The following is a 17,555-nucleotide window of genomic DNA, read 5'->3' on the forward strand; positions in this document are numbered from 1 at the left end:
ATAGTGTCCAATTCTCGAACACGTGGCCACAAAGTGGCACGGCGGTGACACATCCCCGTATCCCTCTCCGCGCACCGCGCGGGACGACGGTTGGAGAAGGCACATGTCCGAAGAGACCAGAGAGATCAGAGAGACGAAAGAGACCAGAGGGGTCACCCGCTGGCGCAGATCCGTGTTCCTGGCGCTGCCGGCCACCGCGGCCGTCGCCGGGATGGCCACGGCGATGGTCCAGGGCGCCCTGGCCGCGAACCTGTCGCTGACCAGCGTCCCCTTCACGCTCACCTCGAAGACGGTCGCGGCACCGAGCGGCATCGGCGCCGTGATGCACACCGTCGACGCGGGCGGTGCGAAGGGCGCCGCCGAGGTCGGTATAGCCCAGGCCGGCCTGGACGGGCTCTGCGTCCACGCCACCCAGTCGGTCAACCTGCCGGTGGTCGGCACGCTCGGCACCTGGTCGCTGAACATCTCCTCGCCGGCCGCGGCCACGCCGCTCACCCCGGACCAGCTCGCCGCCGGCCAGGGCCTTCAGGCGCAGAAGCTGATCCTGGACGCCCAGTCCGTGAAGGCCGCCAAGGCCACGCTCAACGCCACGGCCACCACGCCCAACGTGATCGGCGCCGCCGCCGACGGCAGCGGCATCAAGGGCACCGGTGTCACCGACGGTTCGGCGGGCCAGTTCGGTCTCGACGCCACCGGCGGCCGGACCACCCTCGAGAGCCTGAAGGCCGATGCCAACGGCGCGACCATCGCCGGCGCGATCACCCTGCCGGACCTCGCCATCGACATCGCCTCCGGCAACACGAGCTGCTGAGCAGTTCCCTCCGCACCCCCCACAGGCACTACTTGCACCGCCCGAACCACCGCCCGACCGGCACCACTCGCACCGCCTGAACCACCGCACGCCGGAACGGTCCGACCGGCACCACTCGCACCACCTGAACCACCGCACGCCGGAACGGTCCGACCGGCACCACTCGCACCACCTGAACCATCGCCCGCCCGACCGGCCCGACCGTCCGACCGCACGACCGGCTCGACTGTCCGACCGCACAACCGGCACGACGGGCCGGGGCGCCGCACGGGACGCGGCGCCCCGCGCCCACCCCGCTCCCCGCCACCGACCGCTGCGAGGCCCTCATGACCCGTGCTCCGGCATCCGAGCCCGCCCCCACCGAATCCGCCCCCGCGCCAGGAGCCGTACGGCGGGCCCGGCTCGCCTTCCGGCGCTGGCGGCACACCCGCCCCTTCTGGGCCTCGGTGTGGACCGGTCTCGGCGGCTTCGTCATCTTCTTCCTGCCGATGGCCCCGCTCGGCAAGATCCTCTCGATCGGCGTCGGCGGCATCGCCGGGATGGCAGGCGGGGTCGTCCTCATGGCCATGGCGCTGCTGATCCTGGTGCTGCCGAGTCAGCGGCACACCGCCGGCGTCCTCGCCGTGATCGCCGGTGTCGCCTCCTTCCCGCTGTCCAACCTCGGCGGTCTGTTCATCGGCATGTTCCTCGCCGTGCTCGGCGGCTCGATGGCCTTCTCCTGGCTGCCGGAGAAGCCCGCGAAGCGCGCCCGACGCCCGGGCCGCAGTCGGCGCACCGCCAGTCCGCGGGAAGGGAGCGCCGTCGCATGAGCGCGATTCCCAGCCCCCGCAAGGCCGCCCGGGCCCTCGCCCGGTCCGCCGGCCAGTGGAACTCGGCGATGCTCGCCGAGGCCGCCGACGGCACCCGGCGCGGCACCCGATGGGGCCGCGGCGCCCTTGCCTTCGTCCCGTCCGTGCTCGCCGTCGGCGCACTCGGCGCGGCCATGGCGCAGGGCGCCCTCGCCGCCAACTTCAGCGTCACCGGCCAGCCCTTCTCCCTCACCTCCAACGGAGTCTCCGGCACCGGCTTCGGCGCCATCGTGAACACCCCGCCCGTCGGCCGGCCCGACGGCACCAGCACCGCCACCACCGGCATGGCCCGGGTCGGCTTCGCCCAGGCCGGGCTCGCCGGACTGTGCGGCATCGTCCACCAGTCCATCGCCGGCCTCCCCTACTCCCTCCTCCTGACGGCGGGCCAGCAGGTCACCGCGACCCCGCCCGCCACCTTCACCACCGACATCGACGCCTCCAACCTCTACATCCAGGCCACCGAACTGCAGTCCTACGGCCCGACCACCCTGCAGAACGCGGTCATCGGCCAGTCCGCCGACCAGGTCCTCGTCGACGGCAAGACGCTCACCGGTGCCCAGCCCGGCGGCTTCGGACTCGGCTCCGCCGGCGGCCCCGGCGGCAGCTCCGTGAACCTCCACGGCCTCAACACCACCGCCTACGACGCCGAGATCGCGGGCGCCCTCGTCCTGCCCCAACTGGACATCCGGATCGTCGGCGGAACGGCCACGTCATGCTGACCGCCCTGCGCACCCGTGCGGTCGCGGCCCACCGGTGGTTCAGGGCGTTCCGGCGCACCCGGCCGTTCTGGGGCGCGGTGTGGCTGGTCCTCGGCGGCTGGACCGTCCTCAAGTTCTCCCTCAGTTCGGTGCAGTTGATCGTCAGCACCGGCTTCGGGGGAGTGGCCGGCTACCTCACCGGCGGGGGCATGATCCTCTCCGGACTCGTCCCGCTCGCCGCGCCCCGGCAGCGCTACACCTTCGGTCTCATCGGCGCCCTCCTCGCCGTCGTCTCGCTCGTCGTGTCCAACCTGGGCGGCTTCCTGGCCGGCATGGCGCTCGGCGTGCTCGGCGGTTCGATGATGGTCGGCTGGGGCCCCAAACGCCCCCGCCGTGCCCCCCGTCGGCCACCCCACCCCGCCCAGGAGACGCCATGAGTCCCGCGAGGCCGGCGAGGCCCGTGAATCCCGCGAGGCCCGAGGTCGCGAGGCCCGGGGCCGCGAAGGCCGCGAGGTCCGTGCGGGCCCGCCACCGCGTCCTCGCCGTCGCCGCCGTCCTCCTGGTCGCCGTCGCCACCGCGGTCGTACCCGGGCGGCCCGGCCAGGCCGCCCCGAACCTCGCGACGGTCACGCCGCTCGGCGTGCCCTTCCTCCCCTCTCCGTATCCCCTGGACGTCCGGATCGACAGCCTGGTCGCCGTCTCCCTGACCGTGCAGGTGGGCGTCACCATCCGGCTCTCCAACGGCACCGAGGTGACGACGAACAAGTACACCTTCAGCAAACTCAAGATCAGCAAGCACATGAGCGTGACCCAGCGCGCCGACGGCCACACCGTCACCATCGACGTGCCGAACGAGGGCTCGCTCGGCGGCTACGACAGCGCGGGCAAGGCGGAGACCACCGTCATGTGGGGCACGATCGACAACATCTGCGTGCTCCTCATCGCCTGCCATGTGCAGGAGCTGCTCAACTTCTTCGGCCAGATCATCCCCCTCACCTCGGGCGCCGCCAATTTCCGCGGCACCATCTACGCGATCCGCACGACGGACGACCACGCCGCGCTCGGCTCCACCGACAACCCTGTCCATCTCCCCGGCACCATCACGGTGACCAGCCCATGACCGCCGCACCGGCCCCCCAGGAGGGGCGCACCCACTGGCGCCGGTCGCTGGCCGTCGCCCTGCCCGCGCTGCTCGCGGCCGGCTCCCTCACGGGCGCCATCACGAGCGGCGCCCTCGCCCTCGACCTGCGCATCCAGGACCGCCCGGTCGACTTCACCACCAGCAGCCTCTACGGCACCCAGTACGGCGCCGCCGTCGTCGACCAGACCGTCGTCCACCCCGACGGCACCACCGGCTCGCTGCGCGTGCTCCGCATGGGCTTCGCCGACGGCGTCCTCAACGGCCTGTGCCTGAGCCGGCAGCAGCAGATCGCCGGCGCCACCTACACGCTGCTGCTCACGCTCGGCGACACCGACCCGGGCACCTGGGAGATCCGCACGAGGAACACCGTGCTCGACCTGAGGAACGCCACCGGTGCGCTCGACATGGACGGGATCGTCGACCTCAACGTCAACGGAGCCGACGTGAAGACCGTCAAGGACGGCACGGGCGCCTACCTCGACAACCCGCTCGACAGCCCCCAGCACCGCTTCGGCATCCAGGCGCGCTACGCCAAGTTCGACTCGATCACCGGCACCGCCCAGGACATGCAGATCCCCGGACTGCTCACCACCCCCGAACTGCGCGTGTCGGTGAAGCCCGGCACCGTCGCCTGCCCCAGGCCCGCGGCTCCGACCGGCACCCCCGGTACTCCCTAGCCCTCAGTCCTTAGGCGGTGTGCCCGTTCTCCGGTGTGGACCGGTTCTCCGGTATCAGTGCGAACGCCTCTATCTCCAGGAGGAATTCGGGCCGCACCAGGGCCGCCACCTGGACCGCCGAGCTGGCCGGCAGCGGGATCCCGTCGAACGCGGCGTCGCGGGCGGCCCGGATCGCGGGCATGTGGGCCATGTCCGTGACGAAGTAGGTCAGCTTCACCACGTCCTCGAAACCCGCCCCGGCCGCGGCCAGACAGCGCTCGACGTTGGCGAAGACCTGCCTGGCCTGCGAGGCGGGATCGCCGGCGCCGACGACCGCGCCCCCGGGGTCGAGGGCGAGCTGGCCGGACACGGCCACGAACCGGCCGGTGCCCCAGACGACATGGCTGTACTGCGGACTGGGCGCGAGCCCCTCGGGGGCGGACACATGGGTCAGATGCGTACTCATGGCTCACATCCTGACCCACGCCACTGACACTCAGGTCCGCCCCCGGCGAATCTGTGGATAACTCCGAGCGCGCCGTGTCCGAGGCGGTCAGCGCACGTGGCCGAGCAGCCCGTGCAGCGCGGTCCCCGCCTCGGCCACCGGCTGGGCCTCCCGCGTCCTCGTCCCCGTCCCGGTCGTCTTCGACTCGGCCTTCCCCTTCTCCTCGCCCTTCCCCTTCTCCTTCCCCTTCTCCTTCTCTTCGCCCTTCGCCGTCGCCTCGCCCTTCGCGGTCTTCGCCGCCTTCTCGGCCTTCGGCTCCGGCAGCGTCGCGCAGACCGCGTCCGCCTCCGCCCCCTCCGCGCCGCGCGGCACCGTGCCGGTGGCGAGGTAGGCGGCGAGGTGGCCGTCCATGCAGTCGTTGCCGGCCAGCGTCACGCCGTGGTTGCCGCCGCCCTGCTCGACGACCAGGCTGGAGCCGCGCACCATCTCGTGCAGAGCGACCCCGCCCTCGTACGGCGTGGCCGCGTCGTCCGTCGCCTGCAGGATCAGCATCGGCGACAGCTGGTCGTTGGTGACGTCCGGCGGGGTCAGCGATTCGACCGGCCAGAACGCGCACGGCGCGTTGTACCAGGCGTTGTTCCAGGTGGAGAAGGGCGCCTTGGCGTACGTGTCCCAGCTGTCCTTGCGCCACACGCTCCAGTCCCGCGGCCAGGCCGAGTCCCGGCACTGCACGCTCGTGTAGACCGAGTAGCCGTTGTCGGTGGCGGCGTCCGCCTGGCCGTAGTCCTCGTACGCCTGCACCAGCGGCGTGCTGTCCCTGTCGACGACGTACGACGAGAACGCCGCGGCGAGCCGCGGCCAGTAGCCGTCGTAGTAGCCGCCCGGCAGGAAGGTGTCCTCCAGTTCGCCGGGGCCGACCTTGCCGCCGGCCGCTTCGGCGCGCAGGTCGTCCCGCATCCGGTACCAGGCTGCCTCGACCGCCTCCGGGGCGGTGCCGAGCCGGTAGGTGGCGTCGTTGCGGGCCACCCAGGCCATGAAGTCCTTCTGGCGGGTGTCGAAGGCGTAGTCCTGGGCGATGTTGTCCTCGTACCAGACGCCGTGCGGGTTGACGACGGAGTCCAGGGCCATGCGGCGCACCCGCTCGGGGTAGAGCCGCGCGTACACGGCGCCGAGATAGGTGCCGTACGAGTAGCCGAGGTAGTTGAGCCTCGGCGCGCCGAGCGCGGCGCGGATGGAGTCCATGTCCCGTGCCGTGGAGACGGTGTCGATGTACGGCAGCACGTCCGCGTACTTGTCGCCGCACGCCTTCGCGAACGCCTGGGCGCGCTCGACGCCCACCCGCTCGTCTTCGGCGCCGCGTGGCACCGAGTCCGGGCGCACCGGGTCGAAGTAACCGGGGCGGCAGTCCAGGGCGGGTTCGCTCTTGCCGACGCCCCGCGGGTCGAAGCCGATCACGTCGTACTCCGCGGCCACCTTGGCGGGCAGCGCGGCCGCCACGTACCCGGCCATCCCGCGGCCGCTCCCGCCGGGGCCGCCGGGGTTGACCAGGAGCGGGCCCTGGTAGGTCTTCGCCGTGTGCGCGACCCGGGTCAGGGCGAGCGCGATGGTCCGGCCGGCCGGGGCGTCGTGGTTGAGCGGCACCCGCAGCGTGCCGCACTGGAGCTTCGGGTACGCCTTGGTGCCGCAGTCGGTCCAGGTGAGCGGCGCGACGGGGCGGGTGGTCGGCTCGGATCCGGTGGCCGCGGCGGCGGAGGAGGAGCCGGGCAGGACGGTGACCGTCCCGGCGACCAGGGCCCCAGCGGCGATCAGCATTCCTGCGCGTGGGTTCATACGGCGTCCGTGCCCAGAACACGGCTCGGCAGGACCGGTTCCACGGAGAGTTGACCCGATCGGCGGACGCGCCGATGTGATGATCCGTCAAAAGGGCCGAACGGACCGGAGGCGGTGGAAGGCGGGAGCCCTCACAGCAGCGTGAGCTGCTCGGCCTCCGGCACGCGCGCGTGGTGGTCCGGTACGGGGATCCGACGGTGTGATGCCTTCCGGCCGCTCGGTCCCATGCCGAACTCGGCGGCCAGTTCGTGCACCTGACGGGTGATCCGGCGCTGGTACCAGGTCGGCGCGTAGGCCCCGGCCGCGTACATCCGCTCGTAACGGCCGACCAGCCCCGGGTGATGGCGGTGCAGCCAGGCGAGGAACCACTCGCGGGCGCCGGGCCGCAGATGCAGCACCAGCGGGGTGACGGAGGTCGCGCCGGCCTCCGCGATGGCGCGGACCGTGGCGCGCAGCTGTTCGGGCCGGTCGCCGAGGAAGGGGATGACCGGGGCCATCAGGACCCCGACGTCGATGCCGTGCCCGGCGAAGGTCCGCACGACGTCCAGGCGCCGCTCGGGGGAGGGGGTGCCCGGTTCCACCGTGCGCCACAGCTCTCCGTCGGTGAAGCCGACGGAGACCGAGATGCCCACCTCCGTGACCTCGGCGGCCTGCCGGATCAGCTCCTGGTCGCGCAGGATCAGCGTGCCCTTGGTGAGGATCGAGAAGGGGTTGGCGTGGTCCCGCAAGGCCTCCAGGATTCCCGGCATCAGTCGGTAGCGGCCTTCCGCCCGCTGGTAACAGTCGACGTTCGTGCCCATCGCGATGTGCGCGCCCTGCCAGCGGCGTGAGCCCAGCTGTCCGCGCAGCAGCTCCGGGGCGTTCACCTTGACCACGATCTGGGAGTCGAAGCCGATCCCGGTGTCCAGGTCCAGATAGCTGTGGGTCTTGCGCGCGAAGCAGTAGACGCACGCGTGGGTGCAGCCGCGGTACGGGTTGACCGTCCACTCGAACGGCATGCGGGAGGCGCCGGGCACCCGGTTGACGATCGACCGGGCCCGCACCTCGTGGAAGGTGATGCCGCGGAACTCGGGCGTGTCGAACGTGCGCGTGACGACCTCGTCGGCGCCGAAGAGCGCGGCGTCGGAGTTGTCGACCAGACGGTCCCAGCGCATGGACGCCTCCTGGGGATCGGGAGCGGGAGCGGGAACGGAGACAGAATAGAACATCTGTTCCCTTGATCGTCGCAACCCGGATTTTGGGCCCCGGCGCACAGGTGGTTGGCTTGGCCCGTATCCCCCGAGAGCACCACGAGAACAAGCTGGAGGAAGTGCCATGGCGCAGGTCGAGGCCACGACGGAGCGGATCATCGCCGCCGACGCGGACACCGTGTTCGACGCACTCGCCGACTACAGCGGCACGCGCGCGAAGCTGCTGCCCGAGCACTTCAGCGAGTACGAGGTGCGCGAGGGTGGCGACGGTCAGGGCACCCTCGTCCACTGGAAGCTCCAGGCCACCAGCAAGCGCGTCCGCGACTGCCTCCTGGAGGTCACCGAGCCCACCGACGGCCAGCTCGTCGAGAAGGACCGCAACTCCTCCATGGTCACCACCTGGACCGTCACCCCGGCCGGTGAGGGGAAGTCGAAGGCCGTCGTCACCACCGTCTGGAACGGCGCCGGCGGCATCGGCGGCTTCTTCGAGAAGACCTTCGCCCCCAAGGGCCTCGGCCGCATCTACGACGCCGTGCTCGCCAAGCTCGCCGCCGAGGTCGAGAAGTAGCCTCGGGAAACCGGAACCGGGAAGTAACGCCCGGTTCAGTCACCGATTCGAGTGGTTTCCCCGCGACCCCCGCGAGAGCGCACGGCGCCTCCGGGGGTCGCGCGCCGTCCGGCAAACTCCCTGATGAGCGCCCCAAGTGCGCCTCCCCGCAGGGACGTTAATCCTCCGGCGCCCCACCCTCCCCCCGCACCGCCCGACTTGCTCCCGCTTCGCGCGCAATGCGAAGAATGGCGCGCGCAGACGCCGTGACGAGGGGAGCAGGTCGTGGGTGCGATCACTCTGGTGAAGGAAGCCGACAGCGGGACAGCCGTCCTCGCGGACGGGCCGCCCGCCGCTGAGGCGCCACGCCCCGAGCCGGCCCCCGCCCTCGAACCGCGCCGCGTCCGGCTCGTCTTCTGCGGGCTCATGCTGGCGCTGCTCCTCGCCGCGCTCGAGCAGATGATCGTCGCCACCGCCCTGCCGAAGATCGTCGGCGAACTCCAGGGCCTGGACCGGATGTCCTGGGCGATCACCGCCTACCTGCTCACCGCCACCATCGGCCTGCCGGTCTACGGAAAGCTCGGCGACCTCCTCGGCCGCAAGGGCGTCTTCCTCTTCGCCATCGTCGTCTTCGTCATCGGCTCAGGCCTGGCCGGCTGGTCGCACAGCATGGACCAGCTCATCGCCTTCCGCGCCCTCCAGGGTGCCGGCGCCGGCGGACTGATGATCGGTGTCCAGGCGATCATCGCCGACATCGTGCCCGCCCGGGAACGCGGCCGTTATATGGGCCTCATCGGCGCCGCCTTCGGCCTGGCCTCCGTCGCCGGACCGCTGCTCGGCGGCTTCTTCACCGACCACGTCTCCTGGCGCTGGTGCTTCTACTTCAACGTGCCCTTCGGCCTCGTCACCCTCGCCGTCGTCGCCACCGTCCTCAAGCTGCCCAAGCCGGCCACCCGGGCCCGCTTCGACGTCCTCGGAGCCCTGCTCCTCGCCGCCGCCTCCACCTGCCTCGTCCTGCTGACCAGCTGGGGCGGCACCGAGTACGCGTGGGGCTCACGGGTCGTCGTCGGACTCGGCTTCGGTGCCGCCGTGGCCGCCGTACTCTTCCTCGTCGTCGAACGCTTCGCCCCCGAACCGCTCATCCCGCTGCGCCTGTTCCGCGACCCGGTCTTCGCCGTCACCGGCCTCGTCGGTGCCGTCGTCGGCATCGCGCTCTTCGGCGCCGCCAGCTATCTGCCCACCTTCCTGCAGATGGTCGAGGGCGCCACCGCCACCGAGTCCGGCCTGATGATGCTCCCGCTGATGGGCGGCATCGTCGTCGCGTCCGTCGTCTCCGGACAGCTCATCAGCCGCACCGGCCGGTACAAGATCTACCCGGTCGTCGGCGGCGCCGTCTCGACCGCCGGCATGTGGCTGCTCTCCCGCCTGGACGCCGACACCCCGCGCCTGACCCAGAGCCTCTGGCAGGCCGTCCTCGGTCTCGGCATCGGCCTCGTCATGCCGGTCCTGGTGCTCGCCGTGCAGAACTCGGTGCGCCCCGGCGACCTCGGCACCGCCACCAGCGCCCACAACTACTTCCGGCAGATCGGCGGCAGCGTCGGGGCCGCCGTCTTCGGCACCCTCTTCGCCGCCCGCCTCGCCGACGCCCTCGCCGAACGGCTGCCGCGCGACGGCTCCGCGGCCGCCCTGCCGGCCGCCGACTCGATCACCCCGCAAGTCGTGCACGCGCTGCCGCCCGCGCTGCGCGACGCCTTCGTCCAGGCGTACGCCGCCGCGATGCCCCGGATCTTCCTCTACCTCGTGCCGGTCCTCGCGCTCGGCCTCGTCCTCGCCTTCTTCCTCAAGGAGAAACCGCTGGTGTCCCACCACACCCCCGCCCCCGAGGCCCCCGCCGCCGAGGCCACCGCCACCGCCGTCCCGCACGCCCGGTACGGCACAGCGGGCACCGGCAGGACCGCCACCGCCCCGATGTCCGCCGGCGTCCCCGTCTGCGGCACCGTCCAGCACCACGACGGCAGCTGTGTCCCGCGCGCCGCGCTCACCCTCATCGACGTCCAGGGCCGCCAGATCGGGCGCGGCGCGAGCGGCGACGACGGCCGCTACGCGCTGAGCGTGCCCGGCTCCGGCTCGTACGTCCTGATCGCCGCGGCCGGCGGCCACCAGCCGCAGGCCGTCTCCGTCACCGTCGGCGAACGCCCGGTCGAGCTCGACGTCGTCCTCGGCGGCGCGGGCCGGCTCGCCGGTGCCGTCGTCACGGCCGACGGCACCCCGGTCCGGGACGCGGCGGTCACCCTCACCGACGTACGGGGAGAGGTCGTCGCCTCCACCCGCAGCGGCCGGGAGGGCGGCTACGTCATCAACGAGCTGGTCGCCGGCGAGTACACCCTCGCGGCCAGCGCCCCCGCCTTCCGCCCGGCCGCCCTGCCGGTCAGCGTCCAGGCCTCCCGCGAGACCCGTCAGGACATCGAGCTGGCGGGCGGCGCGGTGCTGCGCGGCACGGTACGGGCGGGTGGCGGGAGGCCCGTCGAGGACGCCCGGGTGACCCTGCTCGACGCGGCCGGCAACGTCGTCGACACGCTCACCACGGGCCCCGACGGCACCTTCCGCTTCGTGGACCTGTCCTCCGGCGAGTACACGGTCATCGCCGCCGGCTACCCGCCGGTGGCCACCGTCCTCCAGGTCGCGGGCGGCGGCCGCACCGAGCGGGACCTCCAGCTCGGCCACGAGGACTGAGGTCCCCGCAGCGCGTCAGGAGGCGGTCGTCGCCTTGCGCAGGGCGCTGATGCACGCGCCGATCGCCTCCTGGAGGGCCTCCAGTCGCTGGAGCATGTCGTCCTCGACGACGTCCTCCTCGAGGACCTCGTCGAGGGTCAGCTCCTCGAACACCTTCGTCGCCTTCTGCAGGCTGTTGTAGAACTTGGCCCGGCGCTCCTGGACCCGCAGCGCCGGATCCTCCTCGACGGCCTTCACGACCAGCGACTTCACCGTGTCGTACGCCTCGCCGGCCCACTCGCCGGCCTCCTCCGAGTCGTCCAGCTCGTCGATCAGCGACAGGTGCCGCTCGGCCTCCGCGCGCAGCTCCGGCGGGGCCGCGACGGTCTGGCCCGCGGGCGTCCGGATCTGGCCGCCCTCGGCGATCTGCCGCACGAAGTCGATCCGGTCGGCCGCCTTCGCCTCCTGCGCCACCGCCTTCTTCAGGTCGCCGGTCCGGGCGATGGCCCGGGCCATCTCGGTCTGCAGCGCCGGGTCCTCCTTCATCCGGTCGAGCAGCGCGTTACGGGCGGCCTCGGCCGTGCCCGGGTCGGCGAGGATCGCGGCGCGCAGCGCGGTCGGGTTCTCCGCCACCTCCAGGGCCTTCGTCGCCTTGATGCCCTCCGCCTCGGCCGCCGCCGTGATCGCGTGCCCGCGCACCGACGTGGCGCTGGAACGCGAGGAGTAGTACGCGAGCCAGACGTCGGCCTCGGGCAGCTCGACGTCCTCGCCGGGGACCAGGGCCTCGAACTGCGGCACCAGACCGTCGTCCGCGGCCATGTCCCACGCCTTGTAGTAGCGCATGACCCGCTCGGGCGAGCAGCCGGCGAGCTCCGCGAACGCCTTCGCCGACACCTTGTCCGAGCCCTCGGCCGGCTGCCCGCCGGGCCGGACGCTCCGCGCCACCTTCAGCGCGAAGGTCCAGCCGCCGGTCCGCGCGTACACCCCGAACTCGCGGGCGTCGCGGACCACGGCCTCGACGACGTCCTGCGCGGCGGGCTCGACCCATTCGCCGGCGTCGAGCACGGTCTCGACGGCCGTCTCGGCGGCGGGCTCGGCAGCAGCCTCGTCCGTGGTCTCGGCAACGGCCTCGGTAATGGCCTCGGCGGTGGTCTCGGCGGCGGTCTCGGCGGCGGTCTCGGACGGGGCGAGGGAAGTGGTCACCGAGGTTCTCCTGTGGATGAGCGAGGGGAAATCTGCGCCCGTCAGCCTATACGCACGAGATGAAAGGATTCGCCGGAATCCACCGCCACTGGTCCACGCCTCCGACACTTTTCCACAGGGGTGGTGGGGCCCGCCGCCCGACGCGTACGGTGCCAGGCATGAAGATCCTGATCAGCGCCGACATGGAAGGCGCCACCGGTGTGACCTGGCCCGCCGACGTGCTGCCCGGGACCCCGCAGTGGGAGCGGTGCCGTGCGATGTTCACCTCGGACGTGAACGCGGCGGTGCTCGGCTTCTTCGACGGCGGCGCCGACGAGGTCCTGATCAACGAGGCGCACTGGACCATGCGCAATCTGCTGCTCGAACGGCTCGACGAGCGGGCCGAGATGCTGACCGGCCGCCACAAGTCGCTCTCGATGGTCGAGGGCGTCCAGCACGGCGACGTGGACGGCATCGCCTTCGTCGGCTATCACACCGGCGCCGGCGCCGAGGGCGTCCTCGCGCACACCTACCTCGCCAACTCGATCACCGGCGTCTGGCTCAACGGAGTGCGGGCGAGCGAGGGCCTGCTCAACGCGCATGTCGTCGCCGAGTACGGCGTCCCCGTCGTGCTCGTCACCGGCGACGACCTGACCTGCGACGACGCCCTCGGCTACGCGCCGGAAGCGCTCAAGGTCGCCGTCAAGGACCACGTCTCGCGGTACGCGGCGGTCTGCCGCACCCCCGCCCGCACCGCCGCCGACATCCGCTCGGCGGCCAAGCAGGCGGCCTCGCTCGCGGTGCGGCACGAGCCGGTCCACGGCGGGCCGTTCACCGTGGAGCTGGAGTTCGACGCGGAGCACCTGGCCGCCGTCGCGACGGTGGTCCCGGGCGCCGAGCGGAGTGGCGAGCGGCGGGTCGCCTACACCAGCGAGACGATGTACGAGGCAATTCGCACGTTCAAGGCGGTCACCACGATCGTGTCCGCCGCCGTGGAGGAGCAGTATGGCTGACGAGAGGGACGACGGCACGGACCAGGGACCGGACGCGACGGCACTCGACGAGGTCGTCACCTTCACCTCGGAACTGATCCGGATCGACACCACCAACCGCGGCGGCGGCGACTGCCGCGAGCGCCCCGCCGCCGAGTACGCCGCCGAACGACTGGCCGGCGCCGGCCTGGAACCGGTGCTCCTGGAGCGCACGCCCGGCCGCACCAACGTCGTCGCCCGCATCCCCGGCACCGACCCCACGGCCGACGCGCTGCTCGTCCACGGCCATCTGGACGTCGTCCCCGCAGAGGCAGCCGACTGGGCCGTGCACCCGTTCTCCGGCGAGGTGCGCGACGGGGTCGTGTGGGGACGCGGCGCCGTCGACATGAAGAACATGGACGCGATGGTGCTCGCCGTCGTCCGCTCCTGGGCCCGCGAGGGCATCAGGCCGCGCCGGGACGTCGTCGTCGCCTACACCGCCGACGAGGAGGCCAGCGCCGAGGACGGCTCCGGCTTCCTCGCCGACCGGCACGCAGGCCTCTTCGAGGGGTGCACCGAGGGCATCAGCGAGTCCGGCGCCTTCAGCTTCCACCCGGACCCCCGGACCACGCTCTACCCCATCGGCGCCGGCGAGCGCGGCACCGCCTGGCTCAAGCTCACCGCCCACGGTCAGGCCGGCCACGGCTCCAAGGTCAACACCGCCAACGCCGTCACCCGGCTGGCCGAGGCCGTCGCCCGCATCGGCTCCCACGAGTGGCCCGTCCGGCTCACCCCGACCGTGCGGGCCGGGCTCGCCGGGCTCGCCGCCGTGTACGGCATCGACATCGACGTGCACGCCCGCGACTTCGACACCGAGCCGCTCCTGGAGAAGCTGGGCCCGGCCGCCGCCCTGCTCCGGCCCGTCGTCCGCAACAGCACCAACCCGACCATGCTCGACGCCGGTTACAAGGTGAACGTGATCCCGGGCCAGGCCGTCGCCTACGTCGACGGACGGATGCTGCCCGGTCACGAGGACGAGTTCGTCGAGACGATGGACCGGCTCGTCGGACCGGACGTGACGTGGGAGTTCCACCACCGTGAGGTGGCCCTGGAGGCGCCGGTCGACTCGCCGACCTTCGCCAAGCTGCGCGCCGCCGTCGAGCGCTTCGACCCCGCCGGGCACGTCGTCCCCTTCACCATGTCCGGCGGCACCGACGCCAAGCAGTTCTCCCGGCTCGGCATCACCGGCTACGGCTTCTCACCGCTGAAGCTGCCTCCCGAGCTGAACTACGGAGCGCTCTTCCACGGCGTCGACGAACGCGTCCCCGTCGACGCCCTGCACTTCGGCGTCCGCGTCCTCGACCACTACCTCCGGACCGCCTGACACCCGGCCCCGGCACACCCGGCCCCGGCAAACCCGGACCGCCTGACACCCGGACCGGCACACCGACCCGCACCACGACCCGCAAGCACGCGATCTGCACCAGGGGGGATTCCTGATGGCAACCACGGCCACCTACGGCAGCTGGCCGTCGCCCATCGGCGCCGCGCTCGCCGCCGCGCACGACGGACGGCCCGAGTTCGTCGGCTTCGTCGGCGACGAGGTGTGGTGGTCCGCACCGCGCCCGACCGAGGGCGGCCGGCGCGCGCTGGTGCGCCGCCGCCCCGACGGCACCGAGGAGTCGGTGCTGCCCGCTCCGTGGAACGTGCGCAGCCGCGTCATCGAGTACGGCGGGCAGCCCTGGGCCGGCACGGTGCGGGACGACGGCTCGCCGCTCGTCGTCTTCTGCCACCACCCCGACCAGCGGCTGTACGCCTACGAGCCGGACGCGGCGGACGGCGCCCCGCCCCGGCCGCTCACCCCCGTCTCGCCGGTCGGCGACGGGCTGCGCTGGGCGGACCCGGTGCTCAGGCCCGAGCACGGCGAGGTCTGGTGCGTCCTGGAGGAGTTCACCGGCCCCGGGCCCACCGACGTGCGCCGGGTGATCGCCGCCGTGCCGCTGGACGGCTCCGCCGCCGATGACCGCTCCCGCGTGCGTGAACTCACCGACGGGCAGCACCACTTCGTCACCGGCCCGCGGATCTCGCCCGACGGCCGGCAGGCCGCCTGGATCGGCTGGGACCACCCCCGGATGCCCTGGGACGGCACCGAGGTCCTGCTCGCCGACATCACCCAGGACGGTGCCTTCGACCGGCCCCGCCCCGTCGCCGGCGGCCCCGACGAGTCCGTCCCCCAGATCGACTGGACCCCCGACGGGCAGCTCCTCCACCTCAGCGACCGCACCGGCTGGTGGAACCTCTACCGCACCGCCGCGGACGGCGCCCGGCCCGTCGCGCTCTGCCCGCGCCCCGAGGAGTTCGCCGGAGCCTTGTGGCGGCTCGGCCTCAGCTGGTTCAAGCCCCTGGAGAGCGGCCTGATCGCCGTCGTGCACGGCAAGGGCACCGGCGCCCTCGGCATACTCGACCCGGAGAGCGGTGAACTCGTCGACGTCGCCGGGCCCTGGACCGAATGGGCCGCCACCCTCGCCGTCCACGGCACCCGGGTCGTCGGCGCCGCCGCGAGCCCGCGCAGCGCCTACGAGGTCGTCGAGCTGGACACCTGCACCGGCCGCGCCCGGGTGATCGGCGCCCCGAACCAGGACCCGGTCGACCCCGCGTACTACCCCGAGCCCCAGGAGCGCACCTTCACCGGCCCCGGCGGCCGGGAGGTCCACGCCCATGTCTACCCGCCGCACCACCCCGAGGTCACCGGCCCCGAAGGCGAACGCCCGCCCTACGTGATCTGGGCCCACGGCGGCCCCACCGGGCACGTCCCGCTCGTCCTCGACCTGGAGATCGCCTACTTCACCTCCCGGGGCATCGGCGTCGCCGAGGTCAACTACGGCGGCTCCACCGGCTACGGCCGGGAGTACCGCGAGCGGCTCCGCGAGCAGTGGGGCGTGGTCGACGTCGAGGACTGCGCCGCCGTGGCCCGCGCCCTCGCCGACGAGGGCACCGCCGACCCGGCCCGGCTCGCCGTCCGCGGCGGCAGCGCCGGCGGCTGGACCACCGCCGCCTCCCTCGTCCACAGCGACGTCTACGCCTGCGGCACCATCCTCTACCCCATCCTCGACCCGGCCGGCTGGGCCACCGACGAGACCCACGACTTCGAGTCCCGCTACATGGACGGGCTGATCGGCCCGGTCGCCGAGGTCCCCGAGCGTTACCGCGAGCGTTCCCCGGTGGAGCACATCGACAAGATCACCGCGCCCTTCCTGCTGCTCCAGGGCCTCGACGACGTGATCTGCCCGCCCGCACAGGCCGACCGGTTCCTCGCCCGGATGGCGGGCCGGGGCGTCCCGCACGCCTCCATCGCCTTCGAGGGCGAGTCGCACGGCTTCCGGAAGGCCGAGACGCTGATCCGAGCGCTGGAGGCCGAACTCTCCCTGTACGCCCAGACCTTCGGCATCGAGCGGTCCGACGTCCCCCGCCTGGAGCTGAGGAAATGACCCCCGTGACCCGTGGGACCCATGGGGCCCCCGAGCCGTGTCTCCGGCCGCCGCGGCTGCGCCCCGGCGCCCGCGTGGCCGTCGTCGCGCCCAGCGGCCCCATCCCGGAGGACCGGCTCCAGGCCGGCCTCGACATCCTGCGCGGCTGGGACCTCGACCCGGTCGTCGCCCCGCACGTCCTGGCCGGCCACCCCACCCTCGGCTATCTCGCCGCGACCGACGAGGACCGCGCCCGCGACCTCACCGAGGCGTGGTGCGACCCCGGCGTCTCCGCCGTGCTGTGCGCCCGCGGCGGCTACGGCGCCCAGCGCATGGTGGACCTGCTCGACTGGACCGCGATACGGGCCGCGGGCCCCAAGGTCCTGGTCGGCTACAGCGACGTCACCGCCCTGCACGAGGCGTTCGCCGTCCGCCTGGGCCTCGCCACGCTGCACGGCCCGATGGTCGCCGCCGAGGCCTTCCTCAAGGACGCCCGCACGCAGGAGTCGCTGCGCGCCACCCTCTTCGAGCCCGAGTCGGTGCGCACCCTCGGCCTGGAGAGCGCCACCGCCCTCGTGCCGGGCCGCGCCCACGGCGTCACCCTCGGCGGCTGCGTCAGCCTCCTCGCCGCCGACCTCGGCACCCCGCACGCCCGGCGCTCCGCCCGCGGCGGGCTGCTGCTCCTGGAGGACGTCGGGGAGGAGCCGTACCGCCTGGACCGGATCCTCACCCAACTCCTGCGTTCCGGCTGGCTGGACGGCGTCGCCGGGATCGGGCTCGGTTCCTGGGAGGAGTGCGGGCCGTACGAGGAGGTGCGCGCCGTGCTCGCCGACCGGCTCGGCGGTCTCGGTGTGCCCGTCGTGGAGCGGATGGGCTTCGGGCACCACGAGAGCGCGCCGACCGTGCCCTTCGGGATACCCGGGGTCCTGGACGCGGAGGCGGGGACGCTGACCCTGGACGTACCGGCGCTGAGCTGAAGGCGAGCCGCACGGCGGCGCGCAGTGCGGCGGTGACCTTTCGCTGAATCTCCGTCAACAACCTTTGTCAGGCTCGTTGA

General features: G+C 72.8%; 16 protein-coding genes. 12 read left to right on the top strand and 4 right to left on the bottom strand.

Going from position 1 to position 17,555, the window contains the following annotated elements:
- Positions 1 to 103: 103 nt before the first annotated feature.
- From ACIRSU_RS06640 to ACIRSU_RS06665, 6 genes are all read left to right on the top strand, one after another.
- Complete coding sequence (locus ACIRSU_RS06640; RefSeq protein WP_403789612.1) at positions 104 to 811, top strand: cholesterol esterase; 708 nt, start codon at positions 104 to 106, stop codon at positions 809 to 811.
- 326 nt (positions 812 to 1,137) lie between these two features.
- The gene (locus tag ACIRSU_RS06645; RefSeq protein WP_403789613.1) at positions 1,138 to 1,620 is read left to right on the top strand and encodes a DUF6114 domain-containing protein; all 483 of its coding nucleotides are present in this window, start codon (positions 1,138 to 1,140) and stop codon (positions 1,618 to 1,620) included.
- Complete coding sequence (locus tag ACIRSU_RS06650) at positions 1,617 to 2,378, top strand: DUF6230 family protein (protein ID WP_403789614.1); 762 nt, start codon at positions 1,617 to 1,619, stop codon at positions 2,376 to 2,378. The genes ACIRSU_RS06645 and ACIRSU_RS06650 overlap by 4 nt, the downstream gene beginning before the upstream one ends.
- Positions 2,372 to 2,794 (top strand): DUF6114 domain-containing protein, encoded by a 423-nt coding sequence (locus ACIRSU_RS06655; RefSeq protein ID WP_403789615.1) that lies wholly within the window; start codon positions 2,372 to 2,374, stop codon positions 2,792 to 2,794. Before ACIRSU_RS06650 ends, ACIRSU_RS06655 begins: the two co-directional genes overlap by 7 nt.
- Positions 2,791 to 3,477, top strand: coding sequence for a hypothetical protein (locus ACIRSU_RS06660; protein WP_403789616.1), 687 nt, complete (start codon positions 2,791 to 2,793; stop codon positions 3,475 to 3,477). The genes ACIRSU_RS06655 and ACIRSU_RS06660 overlap by 4 nt, the downstream gene beginning before the upstream one ends.
- Entirely contained in the window at positions 3,474 to 4,175 is a 702-nt protein-coding gene (locus ACIRSU_RS06665) for a DUF6230 family protein (RefSeq protein ID WP_403789617.1), read from the top strand. The genes ACIRSU_RS06660 and ACIRSU_RS06665 overlap by 4 nt, the downstream gene beginning before the upstream one ends.
- Positions 4,176 to 4,185: 10 nt before the next feature.
- On the opposite strand, the gene ACIRSU_RS06670 is transcribed toward ACIRSU_RS06665, so the two are convergent.
- The 3 genes from ACIRSU_RS06670 to ACIRSU_RS06680 form a co-directional block, all read right to left on the bottom strand.
- Positions 4,186 to 4,620, bottom strand: a complete 435-nt coding sequence (locus tag ACIRSU_RS06670; RefSeq protein ID WP_403789618.1) for a RidA family protein — start codon at positions 4,618 to 4,620, stop codon at positions 4,186 to 4,188.
- 87 nt (positions 4,621 to 4,707) lie between these two features.
- Positions 4,708 to 6,429, bottom strand: coding sequence for an alpha/beta hydrolase (locus tag ACIRSU_RS06675; RefSeq protein WP_403789619.1), 1,722 nt, complete (start codon positions 6,427 to 6,429; stop codon positions 4,708 to 4,710).
- A 131-nt stretch (positions 6,430 to 6,560) separates the two neighbouring features.
- A complete protein-coding gene (locus ACIRSU_RS06680; protein WP_403789620.1) occupies positions 6,561 to 7,583 on the bottom strand; it encodes an Rv2578c family radical SAM protein in 1,023 nt (340 codons plus the stop codon).
- A gap of 160 nt (positions 7,584 to 7,743) precedes the next feature.
- Here ACIRSU_RS06680 and ACIRSU_RS06685 point away from each other — a divergent pair, with 160 nt between their 5' ends.
- Both ACIRSU_RS06685 and ACIRSU_RS06690 read left to right on the top strand, forming a co-directional pair.
- Positions 7,744 to 8,187 (top strand): SRPBCC family protein, encoded by a 444-nt coding sequence (locus ACIRSU_RS06685; RefSeq protein ID WP_403789621.1) that lies wholly within the window; start codon positions 7,744 to 7,746, stop codon positions 8,185 to 8,187.
- Positions 8,188 to 8,451: 264 nt separating this feature from the next.
- Positions 8,452 to 10,899 carry an MFS transporter gene (locus ACIRSU_RS06690; protein WP_403789622.1) on the top strand — a complete coding sequence of 816 codons (2,448 nt, stop codon included), beginning with the start codon at positions 8,452 to 8,454 and terminating at the stop codon, positions 10,897 to 10,899.
- 15 nt (positions 10,900 to 10,914) lie between these two features.
- On the opposite strand, the gene ACIRSU_RS06695 is transcribed toward ACIRSU_RS06690, so the two are convergent.
- The gene (locus ACIRSU_RS06695; RefSeq protein ID WP_403789623.1) at positions 10,915 to 12,081 is read right to left on the bottom strand and encodes a hypothetical protein; all 1,167 of its coding nucleotides are present in this window, start codon (positions 12,079 to 12,081) and stop codon (positions 10,915 to 10,917) included.
- 158 nt (positions 12,082 to 12,239) lie between these two features.
- Here ACIRSU_RS06695 and ACIRSU_RS06700 point away from each other — a divergent pair, with 158 nt between their 5' ends.
- The 4 genes from ACIRSU_RS06700 (at position 12,240) to ACIRSU_RS06715 (ending at position 17,475) form a co-directional block, all read left to right on the top strand.
- Positions 12,240 to 13,073 (top strand): M55 family metallopeptidase, encoded by an 834-nt coding sequence (locus ACIRSU_RS06700; protein WP_403789624.1) that lies wholly within the window; start codon positions 12,240 to 12,242, stop codon positions 13,071 to 13,073.
- Positions 13,066 to 14,415 carry a M20/M25/M40 family metallo-hydrolase gene (locus ACIRSU_RS06705; protein WP_403789625.1) on the top strand — a complete coding sequence of 450 codons (1,350 nt, stop codon included), beginning with the start codon at positions 13,066 to 13,068 and terminating at the stop codon, positions 14,413 to 14,415. The genes ACIRSU_RS06700 and ACIRSU_RS06705 overlap by 8 nt, the downstream gene beginning before the upstream one ends.
- 115 nt (positions 14,416 to 14,530) lie before the next feature.
- The gene (locus ACIRSU_RS06710; protein WP_403789626.1) at positions 14,531 to 16,519 is read left to right on the top strand and encodes a prolyl oligopeptidase family serine peptidase; all 1,989 of its coding nucleotides are present in this window, start codon (positions 14,531 to 14,533) and stop codon (positions 16,517 to 16,519) included.
- A complete protein-coding gene (locus tag ACIRSU_RS06715; RefSeq protein WP_403789627.1) occupies positions 16,516 to 17,475 on the top strand; it encodes an LD-carboxypeptidase in 960 nt (319 codons plus the stop codon). The genes ACIRSU_RS06710 and ACIRSU_RS06715 overlap by 4 nt, the downstream gene beginning before the upstream one ends.
- Positions 17,476 to 17,555 lie beyond the last annotated feature (80 nt).

It is taken from the genome of Streptomyces sp. NPDC101160 (genome assembly GCF_044768205.1).
Lineage (GTDB): Bacteria > Actinomycetota > Actinomycetes > Streptomycetales > Streptomycetaceae > Streptomyces.